Source organism: Wolinella succinogenes DSM 1740, assembly GCF_000196135.1.
In the GTDB taxonomy this organism is placed as follows: domain Bacteria; phylum Campylobacterota; class Campylobacteria; order Campylobacterales; family Helicobacteraceae; genus Wolinella; species Wolinella succinogenes.
The window spans coordinates 1,434,452-1,459,137 of the sequence record NC_005090.1; the positions used below are offsets into that span (position 1 = coordinate 1,434,452).

Annotated in this window: 21 protein-coding genes; 9 read left to right on the forward strand and 12 right to left on the reverse strand. The window is 49.3% G+C overall.

What is annotated here, in order from left to right:
• Positions 1-5: 5 nt before the first annotated feature.
• Together WS_RS07135 and topA are read right to left on the reverse strand one after the other, a co-directional pair.
• Positions 6-845 carry a biotin synthase gene (locus WS_RS07135; protein ID WP_011139336.1) on the reverse strand — a complete coding sequence of 280 codons (840 nt, stop codon included), beginning with the start codon at positions 843-845 and terminating at the stop codon, positions 6-8.
• A complete protein-coding gene (topA, locus tag WS_RS07140; protein ID WP_011139337.1) occupies positions 842-3,067 on the reverse strand; it encodes a type I DNA topoisomerase in 2,226 nt (741 codons plus the stop codon). Before topA ends, WS_RS07135 begins: the two co-directional genes overlap by 4 nt.
• A gap of 149 nt (positions 3,068-3,216) precedes the next feature.
• Here topA and WS_RS07145 point away from each other — a divergent pair, with 149 nt between their 5' ends.
• The 7 genes from WS_RS07145 (at position 3,217) to WS_RS10680 (ending at position 11,219) form a co-directional block, all read left to right on the forward strand.
• Entirely contained in the window at positions 3,217-4,773 is a 1,557-nt protein-coding gene (locus WS_RS07145) for a flagellin A (RefSeq protein ID WP_011139338.1), read from the forward strand.
• A 103-nt stretch (positions 4,774-4,876) separates the two neighbouring features.
• A complete protein-coding gene (locus tag WS_RS07150) occupies positions 4,877-6,466 on the forward strand; it encodes a tetratricopeptide repeat protein (protein WP_041571857.1) in 1,590 nt (529 codons plus the stop codon).
• Positions 6,456-7,109, forward strand: a complete 654-nt coding sequence (locus WS_RS07155; protein ID WP_011139340.1) for a 3-methyladenine DNA glycosylase — start codon at positions 6,456-6,458, stop codon at positions 7,107-7,109. Before WS_RS07150 ends, WS_RS07155 begins: the two co-directional genes overlap by 11 nt.
• Positions 7,106-7,729, forward strand: coding sequence for an NAD(P)H-dependent oxidoreductase (locus WS_RS07160; protein WP_011139341.1), 624 nt, complete (start codon positions 7,106-7,108; stop codon positions 7,727-7,729). Before WS_RS07155 ends, WS_RS07160 begins: the two co-directional genes overlap by 4 nt.
• Before the next feature lie 10 nt (positions 7,730-7,739).
• Positions 7,740-9,029, forward strand: coding sequence for a M20/M25/M40 family metallo-hydrolase (locus WS_RS07165; RefSeq protein ID WP_011139342.1), 1,290 nt, complete (start codon positions 7,740-7,742; stop codon positions 9,027-9,029).
• Positions 9,030-9,076: 47 nt separating this feature from the next.
• Positions 9,077-10,840, forward strand: coding sequence for a methyl-accepting chemotaxis protein (locus WS_RS07170; protein ID WP_011139343.1), 1,764 nt, complete (start codon positions 9,077-9,079; stop codon positions 10,838-10,840).
• Between the two features lie 7 nt (positions 10,841-10,847).
• Positions 10,848-11,219 carry a CZB domain-containing protein gene (locus WS_RS10680; protein ID WP_269470911.1) on the forward strand — a complete coding sequence of 124 codons (372 nt, stop codon included), beginning with the start codon at positions 10,848-10,850 and terminating at the stop codon, positions 11,217-11,219.
• Here the strand turns inward: WS_RS10680 and bioV are convergent.
• The 6 genes from bioV to WS_RS07200 are packed head-to-tail and all read right to left on the reverse strand — an operon-like array spanning position 11,186 to position 18,743.
• Positions 11,186-11,719: a pimelyl-ACP methyl ester esterase BioV gene (gene bioV, locus WS_RS07175; RefSeq protein WP_011139345.1), complete on the reverse strand. Its 534-nt coding sequence runs from the start codon at positions 11,717-11,719 to the stop codon at positions 11,186-11,188. The two genes, WS_RS10680 and bioV, sit on opposite strands and share 34 nt — an antisense overlap.
• Complete coding sequence (locus WS_RS07180) at positions 11,706-13,445, reverse strand: AAA family ATPase (RefSeq protein WP_011139346.1); 1,740 nt, start codon at positions 13,443-13,445, stop codon at positions 11,706-11,708. The genes bioV and WS_RS07180 overlap by 14 nt, the downstream gene beginning before the upstream one ends.
• The gene (mtaB, locus tag WS_RS07185; RefSeq protein WP_041571858.1) at positions 13,405-14,652 is read right to left on the reverse strand and encodes a tRNA (N(6)-L-threonylcarbamoyladenosine(37)-C(2))-methylthiotransferase MtaB; all 1,248 of its coding nucleotides are present in this window, start codon (positions 14,650-14,652) and stop codon (positions 13,405-13,407) included. Before mtaB ends, WS_RS07180 begins: the two co-directional genes overlap by 41 nt.
• Complete coding sequence (locus WS_RS07190; protein ID WP_011139348.1) at positions 14,652-16,244, reverse strand: mechanosensitive ion channel domain-containing protein; 1,593 nt, start codon at positions 16,242-16,244, stop codon at positions 14,652-14,654. Before WS_RS07190 ends, mtaB begins: the two co-directional genes overlap by 1 nt.
• Positions 16,235-17,275: a 3-dehydroquinate synthase gene (gene aroB, locus WS_RS07195; RefSeq protein ID WP_011139349.1), complete on the reverse strand. Its 1,041-nt coding sequence runs from the start codon at positions 17,273-17,275 to the stop codon at positions 16,235-16,237. Before aroB ends, WS_RS07190 begins: the two co-directional genes overlap by 10 nt.
• A gap of 55 nt (positions 17,276-17,330) precedes the next feature.
• Positions 17,331-18,743: a COG3400 family protein gene (locus tag WS_RS07200; RefSeq protein ID WP_011139350.1), complete on the reverse strand. Its 1,413-nt coding sequence runs from the start codon at positions 18,741-18,743 to the stop codon at positions 17,331-17,333.
• Between the two features lie 62 nt (positions 18,744-18,805).
• Here WS_RS07200 and tgt point away from each other — a divergent pair, with 62 nt between their 5' ends.
• Positions 18,806-19,939 carry a tRNA guanosine(34) transglycosylase Tgt gene (gene tgt / locus WS_RS07205; protein ID WP_011139351.1) on the forward strand — a complete coding sequence of 378 codons (1,134 nt, stop codon included), beginning with the start codon at positions 18,806-18,808 and terminating at the stop codon, positions 19,937-19,939.
• Here the strand turns inward: tgt and WS_RS07210 are convergent.
• The 4 genes from WS_RS07210 to WS_RS07225 form a co-directional block, all read right to left on the reverse strand.
• A complete protein-coding gene (locus WS_RS07210) occupies positions 19,936-21,120 on the reverse strand; it encodes a methyl-accepting chemotaxis protein (protein WP_408646033.1) in 1,185 nt (394 codons plus the stop codon). The two genes, tgt and WS_RS07210, sit on opposite strands and share 4 nt — an antisense overlap.
• Before the next feature lie 72 nt (positions 21,121-21,192).
• Positions 21,193-21,807, reverse strand: coding sequence for a DUF6515 family protein (locus WS_RS07215; RefSeq protein ID WP_011139353.1), 615 nt, complete (start codon positions 21,805-21,807; stop codon positions 21,193-21,195).
• 63 nt (positions 21,808-21,870) lie between these two features.
• Positions 21,871-23,133: an ArsS family sensor histidine kinase gene (locus tag WS_RS07220; protein WP_011139354.1), complete on the reverse strand. Its 1,263-nt coding sequence runs from the start codon at positions 23,131-23,133 to the stop codon at positions 21,871-21,873.
• Positions 23,130-23,837 (reverse strand): response regulator transcription factor, encoded by a 708-nt coding sequence (locus WS_RS07225; RefSeq protein WP_011139355.1) that lies wholly within the window; start codon positions 23,835-23,837, stop codon positions 23,130-23,132. Before WS_RS07225 ends, WS_RS07220 begins: the two co-directional genes overlap by 4 nt.
• Before the next feature lie 148 nt (positions 23,838-23,985).
• Between WS_RS07225 and WS_RS07230 the strand changes: the two genes are divergently transcribed.
• Positions 23,986-24,645, forward strand: coding sequence for an EF-hand domain-containing protein (locus WS_RS07230; RefSeq protein WP_011139356.1), 660 nt, complete (start codon positions 23,986-23,988; stop codon positions 24,643-24,645).
• The last annotated feature ends 41 nt before the right edge of the window (positions 24,646-24,686 follow it).

A 24,686-nucleotide genomic window follows, 5' to 3' on the forward strand; every position in this document is an offset into this window, starting at 1 on the left:
CATGGCTAGTGGCACGCCTCAGCGATCTCAAATCCAAAGGAGCGAATCATCGCAATGTCTTCACTAGGCCTATTTCCCTTGGTGGTGAGATAATCTCCAAGCACCACCGCGTTGATTCCCGCTTCAAAAAGGGGTTTTTGCGCTTGACCAAAGACCTTTTCGCGCCCCCCTGCGATCATCAATCTAGCACTTGGAAGATACTCTCTAGCGAGCCTCACGCACTCTAGCGCCTCCTCTTGAGCGAGCGCCTCCACCTCCAAAGGCAAGGAGGGGTTAGGAATATAGAAGTTCACGGGCACACTGTGAGGTGAGAGGGTTTGGAGCGCATGGAGAAACTCTAGTCGCTCACTCCACCCCTCTCCAAGTCCAAAGATTCCGCCCGTGCAAAGCCCAAGCCCCACCTCAAGCGCACTCTCGCAAGTCTCATATCGCTCTTCCCATGAGTGCGTGGTGCAGATTTTTGGGAAAAAACTCTTGGCGGTCTCTAGGTTGTGGTTGTAGCTATCCACGCCATTTTTTTTGAGCTCCGCCAAAGCCTCTTTTGTGGCACTCCCGCAACAGGCAATCAGATGAAGCTCTAGCCCAGCCTCTTTGATACTTCTAGCCGCCTCGGAAATATAGGCGGTTTTGGCGCTATCTAGCGACCTTCCTGCGGTGACCAAGCAAAAGCCAAGCGCTCCGCTTGCTCTAGCGCGTCTAGCCTCTTCTAAAATATTCTCCAAACTCTTTTGTTTGTACTTCTCAATATCCACGCGATACTTTGCACTTTGGGTGCAATAGGCACAATCTTCGGCGCACCCACCGCTGCTAACATTACAAATGGAACATAAAAAAATATCTTTCACTTCTCTTCCTCATTTCTCTCTTCAACTTCGATTCGATCTTTGCAAGCGATGCACTCGTGCACCTCTTTTTTGCGATAAGTGCGCTTGGCCATCATGCCTCCGCACTTTTGGCACTTCTCATTGATAGGCTCATGAGAGCTTATAAAGTCGCACTTAGGATAGTTGGCGCAACCAAAGAAATTACCCCGCCTAGAAGAACGCTCGATAATCTCTCCTCCGCACTTGGGGCACTTCACCTCTAGGACTTTTTTAGGGGTGCTGCTCTTTTTGAGAGACTTGGTGTTTTTGCAATCTGGATAGCCACTACACGCCAAAAATTCACCATTGCGTCCGCGCTTTTTAACCATTGGCTTGCCGCATTTCTCGCACACCTCCTCGCTCTCCTCGCCCTCTTGCTCAGGAGATGATTCTTGAGGTTTGATATATTTACACTTAGGATAGCCACTGCAAGCGACAAACTCCCCATATCGACTCATGCGCCTCACCAGCTCCGCACCACACTTGGGGCACATCTCGCCTGTGGGGATCGCCACTTTTTGACTTTCAATATTTTTTTTGCCCAGGGCGATCTTGGCATCAAACTTCTCATAAAAATCCCAAAGCACCTTCTGCCAATCTTTCTTTGATTCGGCAATCTCATCGAGCTCCTCTTCAAGGGTTGCCGTGAAATGGCTATCCACAATCTCCGTGAAATGCGCCTCTAGCACCTCGATCACTTTAAAGGCGACCTCTTCAGGGATGATCTGCTTCTTCTCGATTCGGATGTAGTCACGACCCGCCAAAAGCGAGATAGTCGGTGCATAGGTGGAGGGGCGGCCGATTCCTAAGGCTTCAAGCGTTTTGATGATAGAGGCTTCAGAGAATCTTGCGGGCGGCTCCGTCTCATGGCGATTGGCTTTGCACTCTTCTAGTTTGAGTGCCTCTCCTTTTTGGAGCTCCGGCAGAAGCTTATCCTTATCCTCGCTCCCCATCACACGATAAAAACCATCAAAAATGAGCTTGCGCCCGCTCACCTTAAAGACCCCCTTGGAGGAGCCAAGCAGGATAGTCTGGAGTTCAAACTCCGCATCATTCATCTGCGAGGCAAGGAATCGATTATAGATGAGCGAGTAGAGCTTGAGCTCATCGCCTTTGAGATATTGTGCGGCTAATTGCGGAGTGAAGTCAATTAGAGTGGGACGAATCGCCTCGTGCGCCTCCTGGGCGGATTTAGACTTAGTCGTGTAAACTTTGGGCTCTTTAGGCAGATAACGCTCCCCATAGACCTCTTTGATTCTTGATCTAGCCGCCTCTTGAGCCTCTTTGGCGATATTGAGGCTATCGGTTCTCATGTAGGTGATCACTCCCATCACCCCCTGATGAGTCATCACCCCTTCGTAGAGCTTTTGGGCTGCCATCATGGTTTTGCTAGGTGAAAATCCAAGCACCGAAGAGGCGCTTTGCTGAAGCGTGGAGGTCATAAAGGGGGGAGGAGTGGAGGTCTTGCGTCTTTTATGCTCAATTCCCGTGATGCTCCAGCTCTCTTTTTGAAGCACCTTGACCATCTCGTTGGCTTTTTTAGATTCTCCGATGGAGAGCTTCTCTAGTTTTTCCCCTTCAAACTCAATCAGTTCCGCCTCGATTCCCTTTTCAAAGAGCGCCTCAATCGTGAAGTAAGTCACAGGCACAAAGGAGCGAATCTCCCTCTCCCTATCTACGATGAGCTTTAGAGCGCTACTTTGGACTCGACCCGCGCTCAACCCTTTTTGAATCTTGGAAGAGATCAGCGGAGAGAGGCGATAACCCACGATTCGATCTAACAAACGCCTCGCCTGTTGAGCGTTCACCATGTCCATATTGATGGAGCGAGGAGTCTCTAGGGCGTGCTTAATGGCGTTTTGAGTGATCTCGTGAAAGACGATTCGCGGGAGTGTAGTGGGGTCTTTGTCGATCGCATGGGAGATATGATAGCCAATCGCCTCTCCCTCTCGATCCTCATCGGTCGCGATATAGATGGTTTTGGCCTTTTGGGCAAGCGCTTTGATCTCCTTCACGACTGCCTCGTGACCCTTTTCAATCTTGTAGTCAGGGAGAAAGCTCTGCCCCTCTATCTTGATTCCAAAGTTGTGCTTGGGAAGATCGCGGATATGCCCCTTGGAGGCGATCACTTCATACTCTTTGCCCAAAAAATTTTTGATGGTTTTAGCCTTGGTCGGTGATTCGACAATAATCAGGTTTTTCAATTTCTGCCTTTCGCAATTAGTAGGAAGCTTGGGGGCGGCTTGCGGCTAGAATTCTAGCATAAAAAATTTCCCTAAACTTTTTTAGAAAAAAAGCGATATAGTTCCTAAGAAGCAAGGATGCTTCAAGCAATACCAAAAAGGAGTTTACCATGGCATTTCAAATCAACACCAACGTTAGTGCGCTTAACGCTCAGGCTCAAGGGGGCTTCAATAGCACCAAACTCAGCAGCTCTTTGGAAAAACTAAGCTCAGGTCTTAGAATCAACAAAGCAGCTGATGACGCTTCTGGTATGGCGATTGCCGACTCTTTGAGAACGCAAGCCAACTCTTTGGGTCAAGCGATCAAGAACACCAACGACGGTATCGGAATCGTTCAAATCGCCGACAAAGCGATGGATGAACAGATCAAGATTCTTGATACTATTAAAACCAAAGCGACCCAATCAGCTCAGGATGGTCAAACCACGACTACACGAAAGGCTCTTCAAGCGGATATCAACCGACTCATCGAAGGTCTTGACAACATCGCGGCTACCACTAGCTACAACGGTCAATCCCTACTTTCTGGCTCTTTCACCAACAAAGAGTTCCAAGTAGGTGCTTACTCAAACCAAACCATCAAAGCCTCTATCGGCGCGACCAGCTCTGACAAGATCGGTCAAGTACGACTAGAGACTTCAGGTCAGATCGTAGCATCAGCAGGGGGTTCTTCTTTGACTTCCGTTGCGCTCAAATTCGTCAACGTGGATGGAACCAACTCTGTTCAGCTCGAATCAGTCAAAATTTCGACCTCTGCAGGAACAGGAATTGGGGTTTTGGTTGAGACTATCAACAAAAACTCTGACGCTCTTAACGTCAAAGCCTCTTGGAGTGTTCAAGCAACAGGTTCAACCAATGTTGCCTCTGGAACTATCAAAGGTCTTGAGATCAATGGTATTACCATTGGAACCGTTACTGATGTCCAAAAGAACGACTCTGATGGTCGACTAATCGCGGCGATTAACGCGGTCAAAGATCAAACAGGGGTTGAAGCCTCTATTGATGAGCAAGGTCGATTGAACCTCAACTCCACTGATGGTCGAGCGGTTCAAGTTAAAACCACCTCTGCCTCTACCATACTTGGTGGCGGAAGCATGGGAACAGCCTCAGCGGGCGCAGGCGCAACCACTGTAGGCCGAATCACTTTGACTCGATTGGATGCAAGAGATATTCAGATTAGCGGAACCAATGCTAATCTTGTAGGTCTTGTAGCTAGCGGCGGCGGTGCAGGCAGCGGCATTGGAGCAATGGCTGAAACCACTGTTAACTTGCGAGACGTTAAAGGCAAGTTCAACGAGAACGTTGCCTCGGCTGCGGGAGCTAACGCTAACGCTTCTATCGCCACAGACAATGCTAATGGTATTGGCGCGGGCGTCACTAGCCTCAAAGGCGCCATGGTGGTCATGGATATCGCTGAGTCTGCGATTAAAATGCTAGACAAAGTTCGATCCGACCTCGGTTCTGTTCAAAACCAAATGACCAGCACTGTAAACAACATCACCATCACGCAGGTGAACGTCCAAGCGGCTGAGTCTAACATTCGAGAAGTTGACTTTGCAGCAGAAAGCTCTAACTACAGCAAGCTAAACATCCTTGCGCAGGCTGGAAGCTACGCAATGAGCCAAGCTAACTCTTCTCAGCAAAACATTCTCCGACTCCTTCAGTAGTCATCTCTTCTTTCGCCTCCCTCCTTGGGGGGCGATTTTCTACTTTCTACTTTATCTCCTTTTTAGCCCTTCCTCTGCTACAATGTGAACAAAAAGTCCAGCCATGAGCACCGAAAATACTCTCTCGCTAGAAGACTCTTTGCAGATCGCCCTCACCCTCTACAACCGAGGCGATTTTCAAAACTCTCTCTCGCTCTGCACACAGATTCTCTCCCTTTTTCCTCACTGCTCTGACGCTTGGAATATCGCCGGACTCAACGTTCTTGCGCTCAAGCTTCCCGATAAGGCGATTGGCTATTTCACGGAAGCCTACACCCACCGCGCCCTCCCCTCCTACCTCACCAATCTCGCCGAAGCCCATCGGCGCAATCACGAACCAAGAGAGTCGATTCGGATTCTCGCCGCACTCCTTGAGCACGATTCTTGCAACCCTCTGCTCCTCTACAATCTCGCTAGAGCTTTTCAAGATGCGGGAGATCCGCAAGAGAGTCTCCGCTTTTATCAAAAAACCCTCCAATACGCGCCAGAGGATAGAGATGCGCTCTATAATCTTGCCAACCTCCTCTCTTGCTCTTCACCCAAAGAGGCACTAGAGTTTTATCAAAAAGCCGCCATGCTTGGCCACCCCTATGCCGCCCAAAACCAAGCGCGACTTTTGGTGGAGATGGATCTTTTAGAGGAGGCGCTCGCGCTTTATCGCTCTCTTCTTGCCAAAGAGGAGAAGAATCATGAGCTTTGGTTCAACTACGCCAACGCCCTCGCCCTCCATGCCTCCTACGCTCAAGCCAAAGAGGCTTACCAAAAAGCCATTCACCTCTCTCCCCGAAGTAGCGCCTATCGCCTCAATCTCGCTTACCTCCATCTGCGCCTAGGAGAGCTTGGCGCAGGATTTGAACTCTATGAGGCAAGACGCGAGTTAGAGGGGGTGACCCCCAACCTCTCTTCGCTTTGGCAACCAGGAGAATCCCTAGAGGGCAAAAGGATTCTTCTCTATCATGAGCAGGGACTGGGCGATACGCTGATGTTTTCTCGCTTTATTCCCCTCCTTGAAGCCAAAGCCTCAAGCGTGCTCTTTCTTCCCCAGCGCCCATTGACACCACTTTTTACGAAAGCACTTATTGAACTGCCTCCCAAAGAGAGCTATGACATAGCCCTCCCTCTCCCCTCTCTCCCTCTAGCCCTTCACCTCACCTCCCCCCTTGCACCACCCCCCAAAGAGAGCCGCCGAGCCCTCTCCAGGAGAATCAAAGTGGGGTTTGTCTGCGCCAGCCACTCAAACTTCCCTGGCGCCAAAGAGAAGTCCATTGATCCAAGAATTCTCCTTGAATCACTCCAAGGCCTTCCCTTTGCCCTGCACTCTTTTCAGGTGGAGGGAATCGATGTTTCACTCATTGAAGCCTTTGGGCTTGTGGATATAGGCTCCACCCTTCGTGATTTCAAGGAGACCCAAGAATCTCTTTTGGAGATGGATTACTTCATCACCATCGACACCGCCATCGCTCACCTCATCGGCAATCTAGGGATGGAAGCCGCTCTGCTTCTCCCCAAACGAGCGGATTGGCGCTGGGAGATCAAAGAGCACTCTAGCTGGCACCCAAGCTTAAGACTCTTCCGCCAAGTGTGCCTAGGCTCATGGGAAGAACCCTTAAGTGAACTTCGAGAATATTTAGAGGAGAGATGGAATGCAAAATAGTTTCGAGCTCCTGTGCCACCTCAAGGCTCTTGGCTACATCAAAGAGGAGGTCGATGAGTATTGGTGGCCTAATAGTGGCACTTTTGAGGTGGTTCCTGGGGTTATTTTGGTTCAAAATACCAAATGGAAGCTAGTCGAGCGCGCCCTAGGCAACCTCCGCTCCCAAGATCTTCTCTCTTTTGAAGCTCTCGCTGAAGTCGATCTTCCCCTTCTAGAAGAGCTGATCAAAGAGGTGGGTCTCTACAAGACCAAAGCCGCTCGATTAAAACGATTTTGCCAAAATGCCACAAAAGACTTCGCTGACTTTGAAGATTTCCGCGAAGGAGCGGATAAAGAGTGGCTCTTAGCCCAAAAAGGAATCGGTCTAGAGAGCTGCGATAGCATTCTCTGCTACGCCTGTTTCCACGAAGAGATGGTTGCAGATAAATACGCCTACAAGCTTCTTAGCTCCTTTGGCTACACCCTAGAGGGGTATCATGAGATCAAGGAGTGGCTAGAGCAAGGAATCAGAGAGCATTATAAAGAAGTAATGGAGCTTTATGGATATGAAATCTCGCTCCATAAAGTTTTTGCCCGCTTCCATGGAAAGATCGTCGAGCATGGCAAAGATCGCCACAAACAAACCCTCAAGGAGACCCTATGAATCCCCTCAATCTCTCAGAAATCTGGAACTACCGCCACGCCTGCAAAGCGTTTGACCCCGCCAAGCCCCTCCCTCAAGAGGCGCTTTTGGAGATTTTAGAGGCGGGGCGGCTGAGCGCTAGCTCCTTTGGACTAGAGCCATGGAAATTTCTCGTGATTCAAAATCAAGAGATGCGCCAAAGGCTCGTCCCCGCCTGCTTTAATCAGCCCCAAATCGCCACCTGCGTAGAGCTCATCGTGATTCTCATCCGCAAAAATCTCCGCCCCGATAGTCCCTATGTCTTAGAGCAGTTTAGTCGATGGAATCTCCCCCATGAGGCGCTTCAAGGGATACTATCTTGGTATGGTGGCTATATCTCTTCTATGGATGATCGCGCCTTGGTAGATTACGCCGACAAGCAGGCCCATATTGCACTAGCCAATATGATGACCTGCGCCGCCTCCAAAGGAATCGATTCTTGCCCTATTGGCGGTTTTGACCCCAAGAAGTGTGCCCAGATTCTAGGGATTGATGAGACGCTTTTCGCACCCGCTCTGCTTTTACCTCTTGGCTACCGCGCCAAGGAGCCTTCACCCAAAATTCGACTCCCTTTTGATGAGGTCGTAAGTTTTATCTCTTAAAGGAATCTCTATGTTCTCTTCTCCTCTTGAGCTTTTTAAGGCTCTCACTCAAATCCCCCATTCAAGCGGGGATACTACCTTGATGCAAAAGTTTTTGATTCAGAGCGCCCAATCCTTTGGTGCTCTCGTGAGCGTTGATTCGGCGGGAAATATCCTCTGCCAAAAGGGCGATTCCCCACGATTCTGCCTTCAGGCGCACTACGACATGGTCTGCGTGGGCAAAGCCCCAGAGATAGAGCTTTTTGAGGAGGGGGGTTGGCTCAGAGCCAAAGATTCCTCTCTAGGCGCAGACAATGGCGCGGCTTTGGCTTGTTTCTTGATCTTGCTTAAGCAAGAATCATCCATTGAGATTCTCTTCACCAATGACGAGGAGATCGGCATGCTAGGAGCCAAAGCTCTAGAGCTCACCCCAAGCGCGCCCCTCATCCTTAATGTCGATAGCGAGAGCCTCCAAGAGGTGGTCATTAGCTGTGCGGGGGGATATGATCTAGAGCTTGAGATTCCCGCCACCTTCAAAGAGACTCCCGCTGAGGGCTACCTCTATGAGCTCTCCACACAAAACTTTCTAGGAGGGCATAGCGGCATTGACATCATCAAAAATCATCCCAACGCCCTCGTGGAAATGGCACATCTTCTTGCCTCTCTTCCTGTGGAGATTCTCTCTTTTGAGGGGGGCGAAAAGAGCAACTCCATCCCCGTCCATGCCAAGGCCTCTCTTTTTTCCTCTCGTCCCCTAGAGCATCTCCCAAGCTGGATTCGTGCCACCGCCAGGCCTCTCTCCTCTCCTCTTAAAGCCCTTGATCAAACCCCTCTCCTTGATCTCCTCAGAGCGCTTCATAGCGGAATCTTTGCCTATGATGAAGAGAGCTCTGGCGTGCTTGATTCGCTTAATATCTCCCTGCTCAAAGCCCACGAAAAAGGGTGGACTCTCACGCTTATGGGGCGAGCCAACGACAAAGAGCGCCTATGGCGAAACTTGGAGCGCGCACGACTCATCGCCCGTGCCTTTGGAATCAAAGAGGATCGCCTCAAAGACTTTTACCCTCCATGGGAAAAAGCCAAAAGCAGCTCCTATCTCGAAAAGATCAAGGAAGTTTATGAGCGTGAGCTAGGGGTCTGCCATGTCCGCTCTATTCACGCAGGTCTTGAGTGCGCCGTGCTTCAAGAGAAGCTCCCCAAGGCAGAGTTCATCTCCATAGGCCCCACGATTCTCCACCCCCACTCCACGCGCGAAGCACTGGATATCAAAAGCTTCGAGAGATTCTGGGAGATTCTCCAAATCATTACAAAAGTCTTATAAATTTTAGTTACAATTGTGATTAAATTCATTGTGAAAGGGAGGGTTTAATGTTTCAAAATATTTCGCTAGGCAGGAAGATAGAGATTCCTATTGCTATATCGATCTTGTTGGGTCTTTTCGCTGTTTTTGTCCACTATCAATGGACGCTTTCAGGGCTTCAAAAGGAGGTTTACGAAACAGAAAGCAAGGTGATGAACCAAGCATTTCAGAGAGCCTTAGACCAAAAGCTCGAAGTTGCCCTCACCAACGCGATCAATATTGCTAACAATCGCGTCGTGATCGAAGCTCTAAAGAGCGGCGAGCGCACCCTGGCGATTGCTCCACTCAAAAAACTCTCTCAAGACTTTAAGGATCACACCCTATTTCAAAACATCCAAATCCATGTCCACACCGCTGATATTAAAAGCTTCATTCGCCACTGGAGCGATAAACATGGTGATGATTTGAGCGGTTTTCGCCAAACCATTATTGAGGTCAAAAAAAGCCAGAAGCCCTTCCCCGCTATTGAGCTTGGCGTGGCAGGCCTTGTGGTGCGCGGACTCTCTCCCATCAAAGAGGGGAATGAATATCTTGGTTCGGTGGAGTTTATCCAAGGTTTTGGCGCTATCGTCCAAGAGTTTCGCCAAAAAGAGAATCTAGAGCTTGTGGTCGGGGTCGAGGAGGAGATGGTGCAAAACATTGCTACTGAGCTTAAAAATGCACCCAAGTTCAATAACGCCTACCTCGCCATCAAACCCCAATTCATTGACGAGGGATTTCTAAAAGAGGTGAGTAGCGTCTCCTTCAAAGACTCCAGCGCCAAAGGCCCTCACTATTTCATCCAAAAGCTTCCCATCAAGGACTTTTCAGGCAAAGTGGTTGCCTACGCCTATGTTGGAGCCAAAAATAGCACCATAGAGAGTCTCATCCAGCAATCCAAGAAAGCCCTCATCTCTCAAATGGTTGTTATTTTGGCCATTTTTATTGCGATGTTCCTCTTCCTTGTGGTGAGCATCCGAGCCCTTGTCACCATGCCTATAAGACGCTTTGAAAACGTCGCCAAGGAGCTCTCCAGCCAAAATGCCGACCTCTCCACAAGGCTTCATGTCACTTCCAAGGATGAGATCGGAAGAACCGCGGAGAGCTTCAACGCTTTCATCTCCAAAGTCGAAGCCATCGCCAAGGCAGCCGAAGAAGAATCCAAGACAGCCAAAGAGGCAACGCTAGAAGCCAAACAGAATCTCAAAAAAAGCAATCTCACCGTGAGCCTCACCGAACACATGACCGAAGGGGTGATTCACAACGCCCAAAGCATCCAAAAGAGTCTTATCGTCAATATTGAAAGCATCAAAGAGGTGAATGAGCTCAATGAGACCAATGAAAATGTCGTGAGCGAAGTCCAAGAGAACACCCAAGAGATCATCACGGCTCTAGAGAACATCATCCACATGATCGAAGAATCCAAGAGCAACGCCGAGAGCCTCTCTAAGAATGTGGATGAGATTATGAATGTGATGAATCTGATTAAAGACATCTCTGACCAGACCAATCTGCTTGCTCTCAACGCCGCCATTGAAGCCGCCAGAGCGGGTGAGCATGGTAGAGGCTTTGCCGTAGTGGCCGATGAGGTGAGGAAGCTAGCCGAGCGCACCCAAAAAGCCACAGGCGAAGTAGGAGCCAACATCAATGTGCTCAAACAAAACTCCTCTGAAATGCTAGGCAACAACGAAGAGATGGAGAAACACGCCCAAAACTCCCAAGGCAAGCTAGATGGCTTCAGGGAGGTTCTAGGACGACTCGTGGAGAACGCGCGGCCAAATCAAAGAGGATAACCAAGCGATCTCTTATGAGCTCTTTGGAAACCTCGCCAAACTCGACCACCTCGTCTTTAAAGCCAATGCTTACGCCTCTATCTTTGCCATGAACACCAAAGCTGAATTTGCCGATCACCACCACTGCCGCTTGGGCAAATGGTATGAGGAGGGTGAGGGCAAGAAATTCTTCAGTCACACCCCCAGCTACAAAGCGCTTGAAGCCCCCCATAAGGCGGTGCATGATGCTGTGCTTAGATCGGTGGAGTGCCTGAGAAAAGGAGATTGCGTCGCTCAAGCTGAGGAACTCATCAACAACTTCAAAAATGCCGAAGAGAATAGCAAGCGACTCTTTGAGATTATCAATCAGATGATCGATGAGGCCGAAAACAAGAAGTGATGACGGTTTTTAAGCCAAAAAATGGTCACGGGGAGCGTCTGGAAAAACTCCAGCGCCTCCTTGGCATTGATGATTCCATCCCTCTCCCCCAAATAGACCTCCACTCTCACTCCTCGCTCTAAAAGCGCCTCAAACTTCTCTCTCTTCCACTCATAGGCCAAAAGCGCGTCTAACTCCTCTAGGGTGCCTCCACGAAAATAGGGGCGAATCTTCTCAACATCTCCCCCCTCAACACTTTGAGACAAAAAACGCTCATGATAACGCGAGGTATCCTTGATAAAGGCGAGTCGCTGAGCCTTTTTGAAAGCAGCGCTTTGGGTTTGAAAAAAAGCAGGAGAGAAGAGTTGAAGAATTTGGAGACGCTCCAAAGAGCTTAGGGCGTGCTCTAGAGCCTTTTGCGCTCCATAGCTAAAGCCTGAGAGGTTGTATCGCCCCTTTTGAATAAACTCCTCAAAAAGAGGCTCTTCCCCCTCAAAGCCAAAACCACTAAAATAACTCATGCAGAATCTCTTTGAGCTCTTCACGGCTAAGGCGCTCCCTCTCTAAGAGCCTCTCTTCTAAAATTTTGAGGGCATTTTTGGAATTTTCGAGGAAATCTCGCATCTCGCTTTTGGCTTGAGCAAGAATCTCTTGAGCATCACTCAAATCCCCCATGAGCCTCTCCCCCATCCCATAGCGCTCCGCCATCTCAATGGCAAGCTCCTTGGCCTTGCTTAAATCCTCTTCGCAGTTGGAGTAGCTCTCGCCATAAATCATCTCAAGCGCCACAAGACCAGAGAGGAGAACCTTGATCTTGTTTTGCATCTCGCTTTTGCCCACTAGCTCCTTGTCAATCTCTTTGATTCCCTCGTTGACCAAAGAGACCTTGTCAAACTCAATCTCCATCCAATAGGCCGAAAGCGCCTTGGCGGACTGATAGGTGGCAAGAATTTTCTTCTCCTCGTCGCTAAAACTGAGCCGCTTGCGCTTGCCCAAGATCACTTTGTCTTTGGTGGCTAAAATATCTTCATGCGCAATGGCATTAGAGCGTCGACGGATGGCCCTAAGGGCTGCTTCGTTCACCAAAGAGGCGAGCGATGCTCCGCTAAAACCCACCGTGAGTCTAGAGACCTCTTCAAGATTGAGCTCATGCTGCTTGCCCTTTAGATGCACCTCCAAAATCTTCACTCGCTCCAAAAAATCGGGCAATTCGACATAGATTCTTCGATCAAATCGACCCGAACGAAGCAACGCCTCATCGAGGACATCGATCTTGTTGGTCGCCCCAATGACAATCACTCCGCTGGAATCTTCAAATCCATCCATCTCCGTAAGAAGCTGGTTAAGTGTGGTTTCGCGTTCATCATTACGCAGACCTCCACGCGCCTTGCCCACCGCATCAATCTCATCAATAAAGATGATTGAAGGGGCGGAGAGTTTGGCACGCATGAAGAGATCGCGCACCCTCTTAGCTCCCATTCCCACATAAATTTGGGCAAAACTGCTTCCGCTTTGGTAAAAAAAGGGCACCCCTGCCTCTCCCGCTACAGCCTTGGCAATGAGCGTCTTGCCCACCCCAGGAGGCCCCATGAGAAGCACTCCCTTGGGAAGCTTGGTGCCAAATTTTTGATATTTAGCAGGATTCTTGAGAAAATCGATAATCTCTTCAAGCTCCTCTTTCACCTCTTTGATTCCCGCCACATCCTCAAAAGTCACCTTAGAGAGAGTGGGTGAGATTTTGCCCCCTAGCTCATCCACGCCTCCAACACTCTCCTCTAAAAGCCTAGGCGCACCCATGGAGGTGGAGGAGTTCTTGTTTGGAGGATTCTTGGTGTTTTTGGCAAACAGATCACTGCCATTTAAATTCCTAAAGAATCGAAAAAGCCCCCAAAGAGCCAAGAGTAAAAAAAGCAGAAGCAGCATATCGATGGCCTCTGAAGCGACCCCCATGCTCCCCCCTTTGACCTCAATAGGCGTTTGACTCATCACCTCTTTAAGATCGATTCCCTCTTTGATCACTTTGTAATTTTGATGGTTGATCTTGGCGTAGAGATACTCTCCTTGAATATAACCATACGAAGGAGGAGAGAGTCGCGCGAGCGCAGCAAAAGAGCTAGGACTTAAAAGCTCTGCCCTATCCCTCCAGATTCCATAGCCAAGCAATCCAAGCGCCAAAAGAAGCGCCCCTAGACCGATAATAAGATTTTTAGAGTAGTTCCGCACGATTGATCTCACTTTCTGCTTCATAGTCGCTCACCTCTAGCCATCGACCCGCTAGAGAGTCGCTAGAGCGAATCTCGATTCGATTGAAAAATTGATCAAGCCCTTGATAGAGCCCCCCTTCACGTTCGCTCTCGATGAGCACCCAAAGCTTCTCTCCCTTTTGGCGAAAATGGTGATTGTTCTCCCTCACACGCTCCTGCAAAATTCTCATGCGCTCTTTGGCAATATTGCCTGAAATGCGATCTTTCATGAGGCTAGAGGGGGTTCCCTCTCTAGGGCTATAGACAAAAGCATGAAGGTGCGTGAGCGGAAAAGCCACAAACCTCTCCCATGCTTCCTTCCACACCTCCTCACTCTCTCCAGGATGCCCAAGGATGAAGTCCGTCCCTAGTGCATACCCTTTTTGAGCGAGCCTCTCAAAGAGGGCAAGATCACCTTGGGCTTCATTGCGGCGATTCATGATTTGAAGCATTTTGGGGCTGGTGTGCTGAAGTGCAATATGAAGATGGCGCGCCATAAAGGGCTCTTCTAAAAGCTCCATAAACTCTGCATCTATCTGAGAGGGTTCTAGACTCCCAAGCCTTAGGCGCTTCACTCCTTTGATTTGAGAGAGAGCTTTGAGGAGTTTGGCCACATTAAGCCCGCTCTCCTTCCCATAGCTCCCGACATTGGTCCCCGTGAGCACAAACTCACCAAATCCATGCTGGGCAAGAATCTCCACCTGAGAGACGATTCGATCCACGGGCAAGCTTCGCGCTTTTCCCCGCACGCTTGGAATGATACAGTAGCTACAACTAAAGTCACACCCCTCCTGCACCTTTACAAAGGCACGGCTTTTGCCAATAAATTCCGTGATCACCGTGGAATCGATATGCTCCAGATCGCCCTTGAAGCTAAAACGGGTCTTTTGAGAGAGAAGAGAATCGATCTGCTCTTTATAGGAGTGCCCAAAAACCCCAAAGGCAAGCTCTTGCGTGAAAATCTCCTCTCCGCGCGTGAGCACTCCACAACCCGTGAGATAGACACGCTTGCCCTCACTCTTTAGACGATGAAGATAGCTCCTCACCCCGCTATCGGCCCCATTGGTCACCGTGCAAGAGTTGACCACTACAATATCCGCACTCTCCTCTATTTCGGTGAGCTCAAAATTTTGGAGATTCTTGATCATGATTTGGGTGTCAAAGAGATTGGTGCGGCACCCAAAGGTCTTGAAATAGACTTTAGGACGCATCACAAATGCACCGGAGGAATCGCCCCATCACTGGGGGGCAAGGGCTCTTTTGGGGCGCGCACGGTCGTAGTGGGATAGGCAATCTCAATGTCAGGCTCCGCTAAAAGCGCATCCACAATCTCGCCTGAGATCGTGCTTCTGAGCGTGAGCGCGGCGTAGGCATTGGTCTGATACCAGATAGAGATTCTAATTCCATTGGGTTCTAGCATCGTAAATGCCCTAGGCTCGACATTGGTGTTGCGCAAAGAGTAACGATCGCGCAGACGGTTGAGCTGTTTGCGCGTGATCTCCGTGTAGCCCTTGGCATATTTCTTGGTGATATCTAGCGCGATTTGCACCATTTTACGATGATTGCTCTCAAAGGTGATCGTGAAGTCAATCCCATCCCAAACCGTCTTCATCCCGCTATGGGTGTAGTTGGCAAACATGGTGGTGAAAATATAGTTATTAGGAACAAAGATGATTCGACCCGCTCGGCGATTCTCCATGTAGGTGGTGAGAGTGATTCCTTCATGCATCGTGATTCGCAGGATAGAGATATCAAGCACATCTCCAATATAGGTGCTTCCATCCTTGGTGACGCGGATTCGATCTCCCACATGCACCGCTCCGCCAATGACAATCACAATCCAGCCAAGCACCGACATAAAGAGGTCTTTCATCGCGATTGCCAAACCCGCTGAGGCAAAACCCAGTACGGTGACGAGATAGGTGACATTCTCCAAATAGGCAAAAAGAAGGATGAAGATGATGAGCGTCAGGTTGGCAAAGTTGATGATCTTATTGGCGGTGTAGATTCGTTCGTTGTCGTGGATATACTTCTTGATTCCCATTTTCATCAAAAGCGCAAGGACAAAAAGCAGAAGCACTGCCACACCGATATAGACCGCCTTCACAGCTTGTGCTTTGATCTGCTCCGTGAGGCGCTGAGTCTGCTCCTCAACCTTTTTGCGATAGAGGCCTAGCGTCGTACTAAAGATATTTTGAGTCGATTCAAGCTCGCCTAGAGCGTTCTGGGTCTCTTTATACTCCATCACCTCCTCTTCAATTCCCTCCAAGACCACCAACTCATAGAGGAGCGCCTCTTTGGTCTTGAGTGATTCGACCACTCTTTTGAGTGATTCAAAGTTACGCTCCAGCGTCTCTAGCTCCTGTTTGGATTGACGAATGTGCGAGAAGGCTTGAATGATCAGAATCGGATTGGTCACGCTCGCCACTTCGCCTCTTTCTAGGGGCTGAATAAGCTCTTTAAAGGGATTGTCTTTATACTCCTGCATTAACTCTCGCTGCTTCTCCAGCGTCTCTAAACGACGCTCTAGCGTGGCGACTTCGTTTTGATTGGCGAGGGTTTTGGAGCGCTTCTGAAAAAGTGAGAGGCGCTCTTTCACACTCTCAATCTCAGCGACAATATTGCGATAGGCGCGGAAATTGGCATATTTTTTCATCCAAATATTGTTTGAATCTTCCAAAAAGCGATTGATCTCTTTGAGATTCTCCCGCATTTGATCGGCTTTTAAAGGAGTACCCACCTCTTCGGCGTGAAGCGCTAGAGTGCTTAGAAAAAGAAAAATCAGAGAGAAAATTAGTCGCAAAAGGCCTCCAATACACTCAAAACCATGCTTTTGGAGAGATCGTCGCGAAAGGCAACTCCGCCAATTCCCTCAGGGAGGATGAACTTGATCTTTTGATTTTCACTCTTCTTGTCCAAGAAAAAGAGATCATAGAATCGCTCCACATCCCCAATCGCGTAACGCGTGGGAATCTCATAGCGTGCTAAAAGCTTCTCAATCCGCTCCGCCTCGCTCTCTTTGAGCAGCCCCAGTCCGCACGCCAGCGTGTTGGCCATCACCATTCCCATCCCCACGGCTTCTCCATGGAGGTAGTGCCCATAGCCGCTCTCATGTTCGATCACATGACCAAAAGTGTGTCCATAATTGAGCGCCGCCCTGATGCCCTGCTCCCTCTCATCCATCGCCACCACGCGAGCCTTGATCTTCACGCAACGCTCAATTCCTTTCAGCAAAAAGGAGTGATCCCTCAAATCTCCCCGCTCCAACTCCTCAAAGAACTCTCGATCAAAAGTGACTGCCATCTTCACCATCTCAGCCACTCCCGCGCCAAACTCCCTAGGAGGCAGACTTTTTAAAAAAAGGGGATCGATATAGACAGCTTTGGGTTGGTGAAAAAGTCCGATGAGATTCTTACCAAAAGCGTTATTGACGCCTGTTTTACCCCCCACGCTCGCATCCACTTGAGAGAGAAGCGTGGTGGGAATCTGAACAAAACCAATCCCTCGCTGAAAAATCCCCGAAGCAAAGCCAACCATATCTCCAATCACTCCTCCGCCAAGCGCAATCATAAGCGATTTTCGATCAAGGCGATGGTTGAAGGCCGATTCCAAAATCATCTCAACACTCTCTAATGTCTTGTAAGCCTCTCCATCAGGAGTCGTGCAGACAAAAACCTCTCTCGCCCTAATTCGCTCTAGCACATAGGAGAGATAGAGCCCTCCGACTTTAGGGTTAGTCACCACAAGCACCGCTCCAGCGTGCTCCAAGCACTCCATCGTGCCAAGATGGATAGGATAGGATCGCTCGTTTAGTTCAATCTCTATTTTTTTCACTTTAAATCTCTTTTCATCGTTATTTTCATTCTAACCTCTTGGAGCTTTACGGAAGCTACACCGCGACAGGAACAAAAAGCTGGTGGTGCTTTTTGAGCTGGAAGCAGAGTCGCTCAATGTCGGTGGAAAAAAACCAAAAGAGCCGCGCCTTGGCCACTCCTTTGTTATAGGGGAGAATCTGAAGCACATTTTCACGCTTTTTGAGCCAAAGGATCGGATTTTGAGTCGAGCTAGTGATGATCTCTAGCTTTTTATTAAAAATTCGTGCGATGTTGTCATAGTGCTCCAAGCTCTCCCCTCTAAAAGAAGAATCGGGGTCAAAATCATAAAGCCAAACATCGTTGCCAATCTGCGAAGAGAGGTCAAAGACCACCGAGGAGATCTTCTCGCTCTCCTCTAGCTTATCGGTGAGCACCACGACCGTCTCTTGAGTTTGGCTGAAATTCTCCTCACCCAATTTCATCACCGGCACGCCCAACTCATAGAGCACGCGACGATGCAGTGCGGTGGAAAAAAGACGGTCAGAGAGGAGGATGAGCCCGATTCCGCCATAATGCTCAAAATCCTCCTTGAGCACCGAGGTGAGTGTCGTTAGACGATATTCAATATTGACATTCACCGCCCCTTGATCAAGCGCTTTAAACTCCTCAAGCGCCTCGAAGTCGCAGGGGTTGATGAGGCGAATATAGAGGCGATTATTCTTCAGCTTATCATGGAGCCAAAGCGCCTCGCCAATCTGCTTTTTAATCGCCTCTAGGCTCTCTTTTGTCATGTCGCAATAGAGAAAGATGTTATTGCCAAAAGGAGCGGGGAACTGCCCTATATCCTCTTTGATTCGGCGATAGACCTCAGAAAGGACGCTTGGCTCTCCCACAATGAGCAGAGAATCATTGGGCTGAATCACCAGTGAATATTTTGCGAGTATCATCCTTCCGCCCCGATAGAGCGCCACGATTTTCCAGTTTTTCTGCTGAATCGACCCAATCGTGCGATAGGCAAAAGAGCTCCCAAAAGGAACACTCGCCTGCATCACTTCTCCCTCGCCCAGTCCAATATTGCGAGCGACCACGGGGACATTAGGGAGACGCTCAACCAATCTAGAAGTGACCAAAGGGGCTTGGGCAAGACAGTAGAGATTTTTATCCTCTAGATGGCGCTCGCCATCTAAAACAGTGAGGCGTATCCTTGCAGAAAATTTGCGAATGGATTCATAGACGATTTGACGCTCGCTTGGATCCTCCATCACCACAAATGCATCAGTGATCTCTTTGGAGAGAATCGCACCCATTTTTCTCGCTGAAGTCGGGTCAAAAAGATGCACTTCAAAAGTCTCAGGAATCTTCAGAGGAACGATCGTGCTACTTGGTGTCACCACGATATATTGGTTTTTGCCGTAGTATTTTTTCGTGAGGGTTTCTAAAAAATCTTTGGCTACAATTCCATCGAGCACGAGAAGGATTTTTCTCAAAACATCACCACCTTACACCCTATGCGGGAATGAAAAGCTGATTATACCAAAGGCACCTATAAATGAATTTTACCCTTCATGTCACCGATGGACGCGCTAGAGCGGCGACCCTAGAGCTAGCACACGGCTCCATCCCTACGCCCATCTTCATGCCTGTAGGCACCCAAGCAAGCGTGAAGGCACTCGATCATACCGATCTTTTAGAGCATATTGATGCCCCCATTATTCTAGGCAACACCTACCATCTCTATCTGCGCCCCGGAGATGAGAACATCGCCAAGCTTGGAGGGCTGCATGGCTTCACAAAGTTCCCGCGGAATTTTCTCACCGATAGCGGAGGATTCCAAGCCTTCAGCCTCAACACCAATACCAAACACTCCGAAGAGGGGATCATCTTTAAAAGCCACATCGATGGCTCGAAACACCTCTTCACACCCGAGAAGGTGTTAGAGATCGAATACAACCTCAATAGCGACATTATGATGGTGCTCGATGACCTCGTGGGACTGCCTGCCCCAAGGGAGAGAATCAAAGAATCGATTGAGCGCACCACGCGCTGGGCAGAGCGCTCACTCCTCTTTCATCAAGCCCAAAAAGAGCAGGGCAAAGCCCTCACCAATCACCTCTTTGCCATTGTTCAAGGAGGCACAGATGTCGAGTTTCGAGAAATCTCCTCCAAGGCACTAGTAGGACTAGGAGAGTTTGATGGATTCGCCATTGGCGGATTGGCCGTGGGCGAGCCCAACGAGGAGATGTATGCCACTTTAGAGTACACAACCCCTTGGTTGCCCAAGCACAAACCACGCTATCTCATGGGAGTGGGCACTCCAGAGGATATTATCGAGGCGATTGATCGAGGCGTGGATATGTTTGACTGTGTGATGCCCACGCGAAATGCCCGCAATGGCACGCTCTTCACCCATTTTGGCAAGCTCTCCATCAAGTCACCAAGGTATAAGCTCGATGAGAACCCTATCGATTCAGAGTGCGACTGCTACACCTGCAAACACCACTCTAGAGCCTACCTCAACCATCTCTATCGCAGTGGGGAGTTTAGCTATTTCCGCCTCGCCTCCATCCACAACCTGCGCTACTACCTCAACCTCGTTCGAGGGGCTAGGGAGGCGATTCTCTCACGCACTTGGGCAGAGTATCGGCGCCAATTCTATGCCAAAAGAGGCGCGGATGAGGCTTAGGCCTCAGTCAGCTTGGAAGCAAAACTAGAGATGGAGATGAGTTTCTTGTTGATCTCCTCCACATCCGCACTCTCTTGCTGAGCACTGGCATTAATCTTCCCGATCTCCTCTTGAGTCACCGTCATCTCTCTAGCGGTTTTTTGCAACGCAGGAACAATCTGGGCGACCACATTTTGAATCTCTTGAATAGAGTGCCTGATTCCATCCGTGGATTGGTTGCTCTGTTCAGCCAACTTCCTCACCTCATCCGCCACGACCGCAAATCCTCTTCCGTGCTCCCCTGCCCTAGCCGCCTCAATCGCCGCATTGAGTGCTAGGAGGTTGGTCTGGGAGGCTACATACTTGATCGTGTCTGTAATCGTTCCAATTTTGGTGACTGCGTGAGCCAACTCTTGGGCCAGCGCATTGGTTGAGCGGACATTCTGCACCTCGCCCTCCAACTTGCTATTGACGATGGCGATTGTGTGCGCCGTGTCGTCAATGGAGAGCGATACTCCCTGGATGATTCGCGCGATCTCTTGCGTCTGAGAGGCGAGCTTTTTGGAGAGATTTTGCGATTCTTCGAGCACCTTGGATTGATTAAAAAGCGTGATTTTTTGCGTCAAGTCGCTCACCGTAGCGATCGTTGCCGTTCTTGGTGGACTAGGAAGCACGATAGCATCCTCTCTTAGATAGGCTCCATATTTAGTGTAGAGCGCCTTACCCTCAGAGACATAACCATCGGTGCCGATAATATAGCGGCAGACTCGAAGCGCCTCTTTAGTCTCCTCTTCGCTACACTCATCAAAAGGCACGATATGAAAGGTGAGATGACCCAGATTGTACTGTTTGAGAAACTTCAGCATCACCTGAGCCCCTGAGACGCTGTTGTTAAAAATAGCCACCTCTTCTCCCGCGGGAAACTTTGCCACTTCGACAAAAAACTCTGTCGGAGGCAAAAACTCCACGGCGATCACTTTGTCCTCTCCATAAAGCTCTACCATCTCTTTGTAACGATTGACAAAACAGACAAGATAGTCAAATCGTCCCGCGTCAAATTCGCGAAAGTTCGCCAAAGTGGCACACTCATAGACCACCGAGCTCGCCAGCGTCGCCTCCACTAACGAGACGAGCTCTTGGGTCGTCGCCTCATTAGCGCCGATCAAAAGTAGATTTACGCTCATTTTCCCCTCTTTAAACATGTGGTGAATGCTAGGGTATAACTCTCTTGGTTAGACGCTTCTATGATTTTTTATTTAATTTCATTGATAGGTTTAAGGATTAACCACGATATAAACCACACGACCATTCCGGACTGAGGGCATAAAGTAGAGCCCCTCAAAACGATAATATTGCGCTCCATCAATCACCGTGGATACCGCGCCGCTTGGGAGCAACTCCACAATATCCCCCAAGCGATATCCCGATCCCGAAATAGAGATGCTCGCCGATGCGCTTCTCTCCCCTAAAGAGGCAGAATCAACCACCCTATACCCCGAAGCCGAACCATCCCAAGCATAGTAGATTCCCTCATAGACAAAATATCGCTCACCTCCAATAAAGAGGCTTGAATACCCCGCTGGCAATCTAGGCACAATTGCCCCATAGGGAGGCTCTGCCACAATATAACGCCCATTGTAAGGGCGATAGAAAGCTCCATCAGCAAAAAAGAAGGCTAGATTTCCCCATACAATACGAAGACTCACCCTAGGAAGAGTATCCACAAAATAGCCTGGGCGATGATGAGGCGCGGGTGGATAGTAGGGGCGATAGTGGGGATTTTTTTCATAGGAGTGTCCGCCCTCGCCCCTCATCATCTCTCCTCTTGGAGGTTCTGCCACCAACAACAGGGGCAATAACAGAACGAACAAAAATATCTTCATTTTCATCTTCCTCTCCTTATTTGGTCTTTTTTTGGTATAATTCGCTTGGTGCCAAACCTCGGCAAATCCTCAAATCGACTGTTTGATAGAGGGTTTGCCACATTCTATCTCTTCTCTCTTTTCTTCAGCTCCGATGGCCCATATGTTTTTTCCCTTTTGATATCCATACCAAAGATGCAATCCTTGAATCTCTAGCACCCTCTTGGTGAGATAGAGCCCAAGCCCGCTTCCTCGTTCATTACGGATGCTTGTCTCCTTGTAAAAAGGCTCAAAATATCGCTCAATAGGCTCGCTTAGCGCCTCGCCCCGATTCTTGATAAGAACCCTCCCCGTGAAGTAGGCACACTCCACCTGATGATCCGTCGAAAACTTTAGACCATTATCGATTAGATTGGTCAAGGCAATATGCATCAATCGCCGATCACACACCATCTCCACCTCAGGCAAAATCTCCACCACACACTCCCTCTCGTTTAAAAAAAGTTTCTCTCTCACCTCTAAACAGAGTTGTCGAAGAGACAGTCTTTCCATGTGAGGCTTTAGCTCCCTAGCCGAGAGCTCTTCGGCCATGATAATGCTCTCTAGATTGCTCTGCATTTTCAAAAAGATATCAAGCAGCCACTCTTTGTGTCTTGGATTCTCAATCATATGCGCCACCACCATCCCTTTGGCAATGGGAGTCTTTAGCTCATGAGCCGCATTGCGTAAAAAAATCTCTCGCGAATCAAGCAGCGCCCGCACCTGCAAGGCACTCTCGTGAAATGCCCTCCCCACGCGCGAAACCTCATCCATCCCTCCCCAAAGACTCTTCTCTGGAATCTCCCCTGAGGCAAATTTTAAAATCTGCCGCTCCAAAAGATGCAAGGGCAAAAGACTGCGCATGATGGCTCGATAAAATCCCCAAATCCCCAGAATCGAGAGAAAAAAGAGGATTCCAAGGAGCCAAAATCCACTAGCTTGGCGTAAATCCCTGAGCGCCAATCCGCCTTGCTCGCTATCTTCAATAAGCACTTGACGCATCCAGCCCTCATCCTTTACAAGAATACGTCTCCCCGCCATCTCCATCACTCGATGCCCCTTTAGCCCCAAAAGCCGCTCTCGTTCACTCTCAGAGAGCAGCTCTATCTCAAGTGATTCGAGCACCACTCCTTCGGGATGATTCTTCGCAATCACAAACAAAGAGGCATAATTTTGATCGATTCGTCTCATGAAATCACCCCCCTGCCTGAAGTGATGCTCCAACCCTAGCACCAAAAAAACCGCTAGAAGGAGAAAAGCAAAAAGCGCAAAAAAGAGGCGGACTTTAAAAAAAATAGAGGATCGCCGACTCATCGACCAAACCTATATCCAACGCCTCGAACAGACTTAATGTAACGAGGATTCTTGGGATCATCCCCGATTTTGACGCGTATCCGCCCTATGATTGTATCCACGCTCTTTCCCACGCTCTCCCATCGCAGTGCCTCGGTGTTATCCACAATAAAGTCTCGCGTGAGCGCCTTACCCTCATGCTTCAAAAGAAGCGCAAAAACCTCATACTCCCCCTTGGTGAAAGGAATTGCCTCTCCCCCTTTGTCAATCTCTAACGCCTCCTCATCCAACGCAAAAACCCCAAAACTCCTCTTGCTCCCCAAAGCCAAAGGAGTACTCCCTGATTCTTTACGGAGAGCCGCGCGAATTCTTGCCACCAGCTCTCGAGGATCAAAAGGCTTAGGGAGATAGTCGTCCGCACCCAGCTCCAGCCCCAGCACCCGATCACTCACCGAACCTCTAGCCGAAATGATGATGATGGGAATCTTGTGGCGCTCTTTAAGAATCTGGCACACCTCCAAGCCCTCCATCTGGGGGAGGTTGATGTCTAAAATCACGATGTCAAATCCCCCTTGATCAATCGCCCTAATCCCCTCATCGGGGAGACGAAAATAGTGCGTCTCTATCGCATAAGCTTTGAGATACTCTGTGAGAATCTCACACATCTGGCGATCATCTTCAATGAGTGCGGCGCGAATCGATGGGTTTTTGGCGATGGTTTCCATAAAGAGATTCTACCTCATCCCCAGGTCTTTCTGGATTGGTTGACTTTTGGTTGACTTTTGGTGGGTCTAGGGTTGCTTTTTTTTGGTCATGATTATAGAGCGCCTTTTGGTCACAAAGGGACGCGCCCCATCTTTTAGGAGGAACCAAATGAGCACGATTAGCACGAGCAGTTACTATAATAGTTACTCGCTCTATTCTGGCTATTCCAGTGTTCAAGGAGGAACCAGCACAACTGAAAATCTCAAGACAAAACAACAAGAGATCTTCAGCCAAGCTGACACGAACGAGGACGGTTCAATTGACTCAAGCGAGTTCGCCGCCATGCTAGAGAGCATGCCTCCGCCGCCACCCCCGCCTTCGGGCAGTAGTAGTAGCGAAGCATCTAGCAGCGAGGATTTGTTTGCTAGTATCGACACTGATGGCGATGGATCCCTCTCCCAAGAGGAGCTAGAGGCCAACGCCGAGAAGATGCGCGAAGAGATGCGCAATAAATTCGACCTTGCCTCACTCCTTGGGACACTAGGACAAACCGAAGGTGAAGATTCCAAAGATGATCTCTTCTCCAAAATTGACACGGACGGTGATGGTGCGATTAGCGAAGATGAATTCACCGCTCATGAGCAAAAAATGAGAGAAGGAATTCCAAACCTTGCTGCAGGTAGCGACGAACAAAGTGCGAGCGATTCTACGGATAGCTCCGTTCTGACCTCTTCGCAAATCCTTCAGTTCTTAAGCCAATACAAAAAGATGGCCTTCTCAAGCGAAAGCTTGACCCAAGAGAGCCTCTTGAATATGGTTAGCGCCTAAACTCTCTCCATCCCTTGTTTTTCGAGTGGGAATCTCTGTGG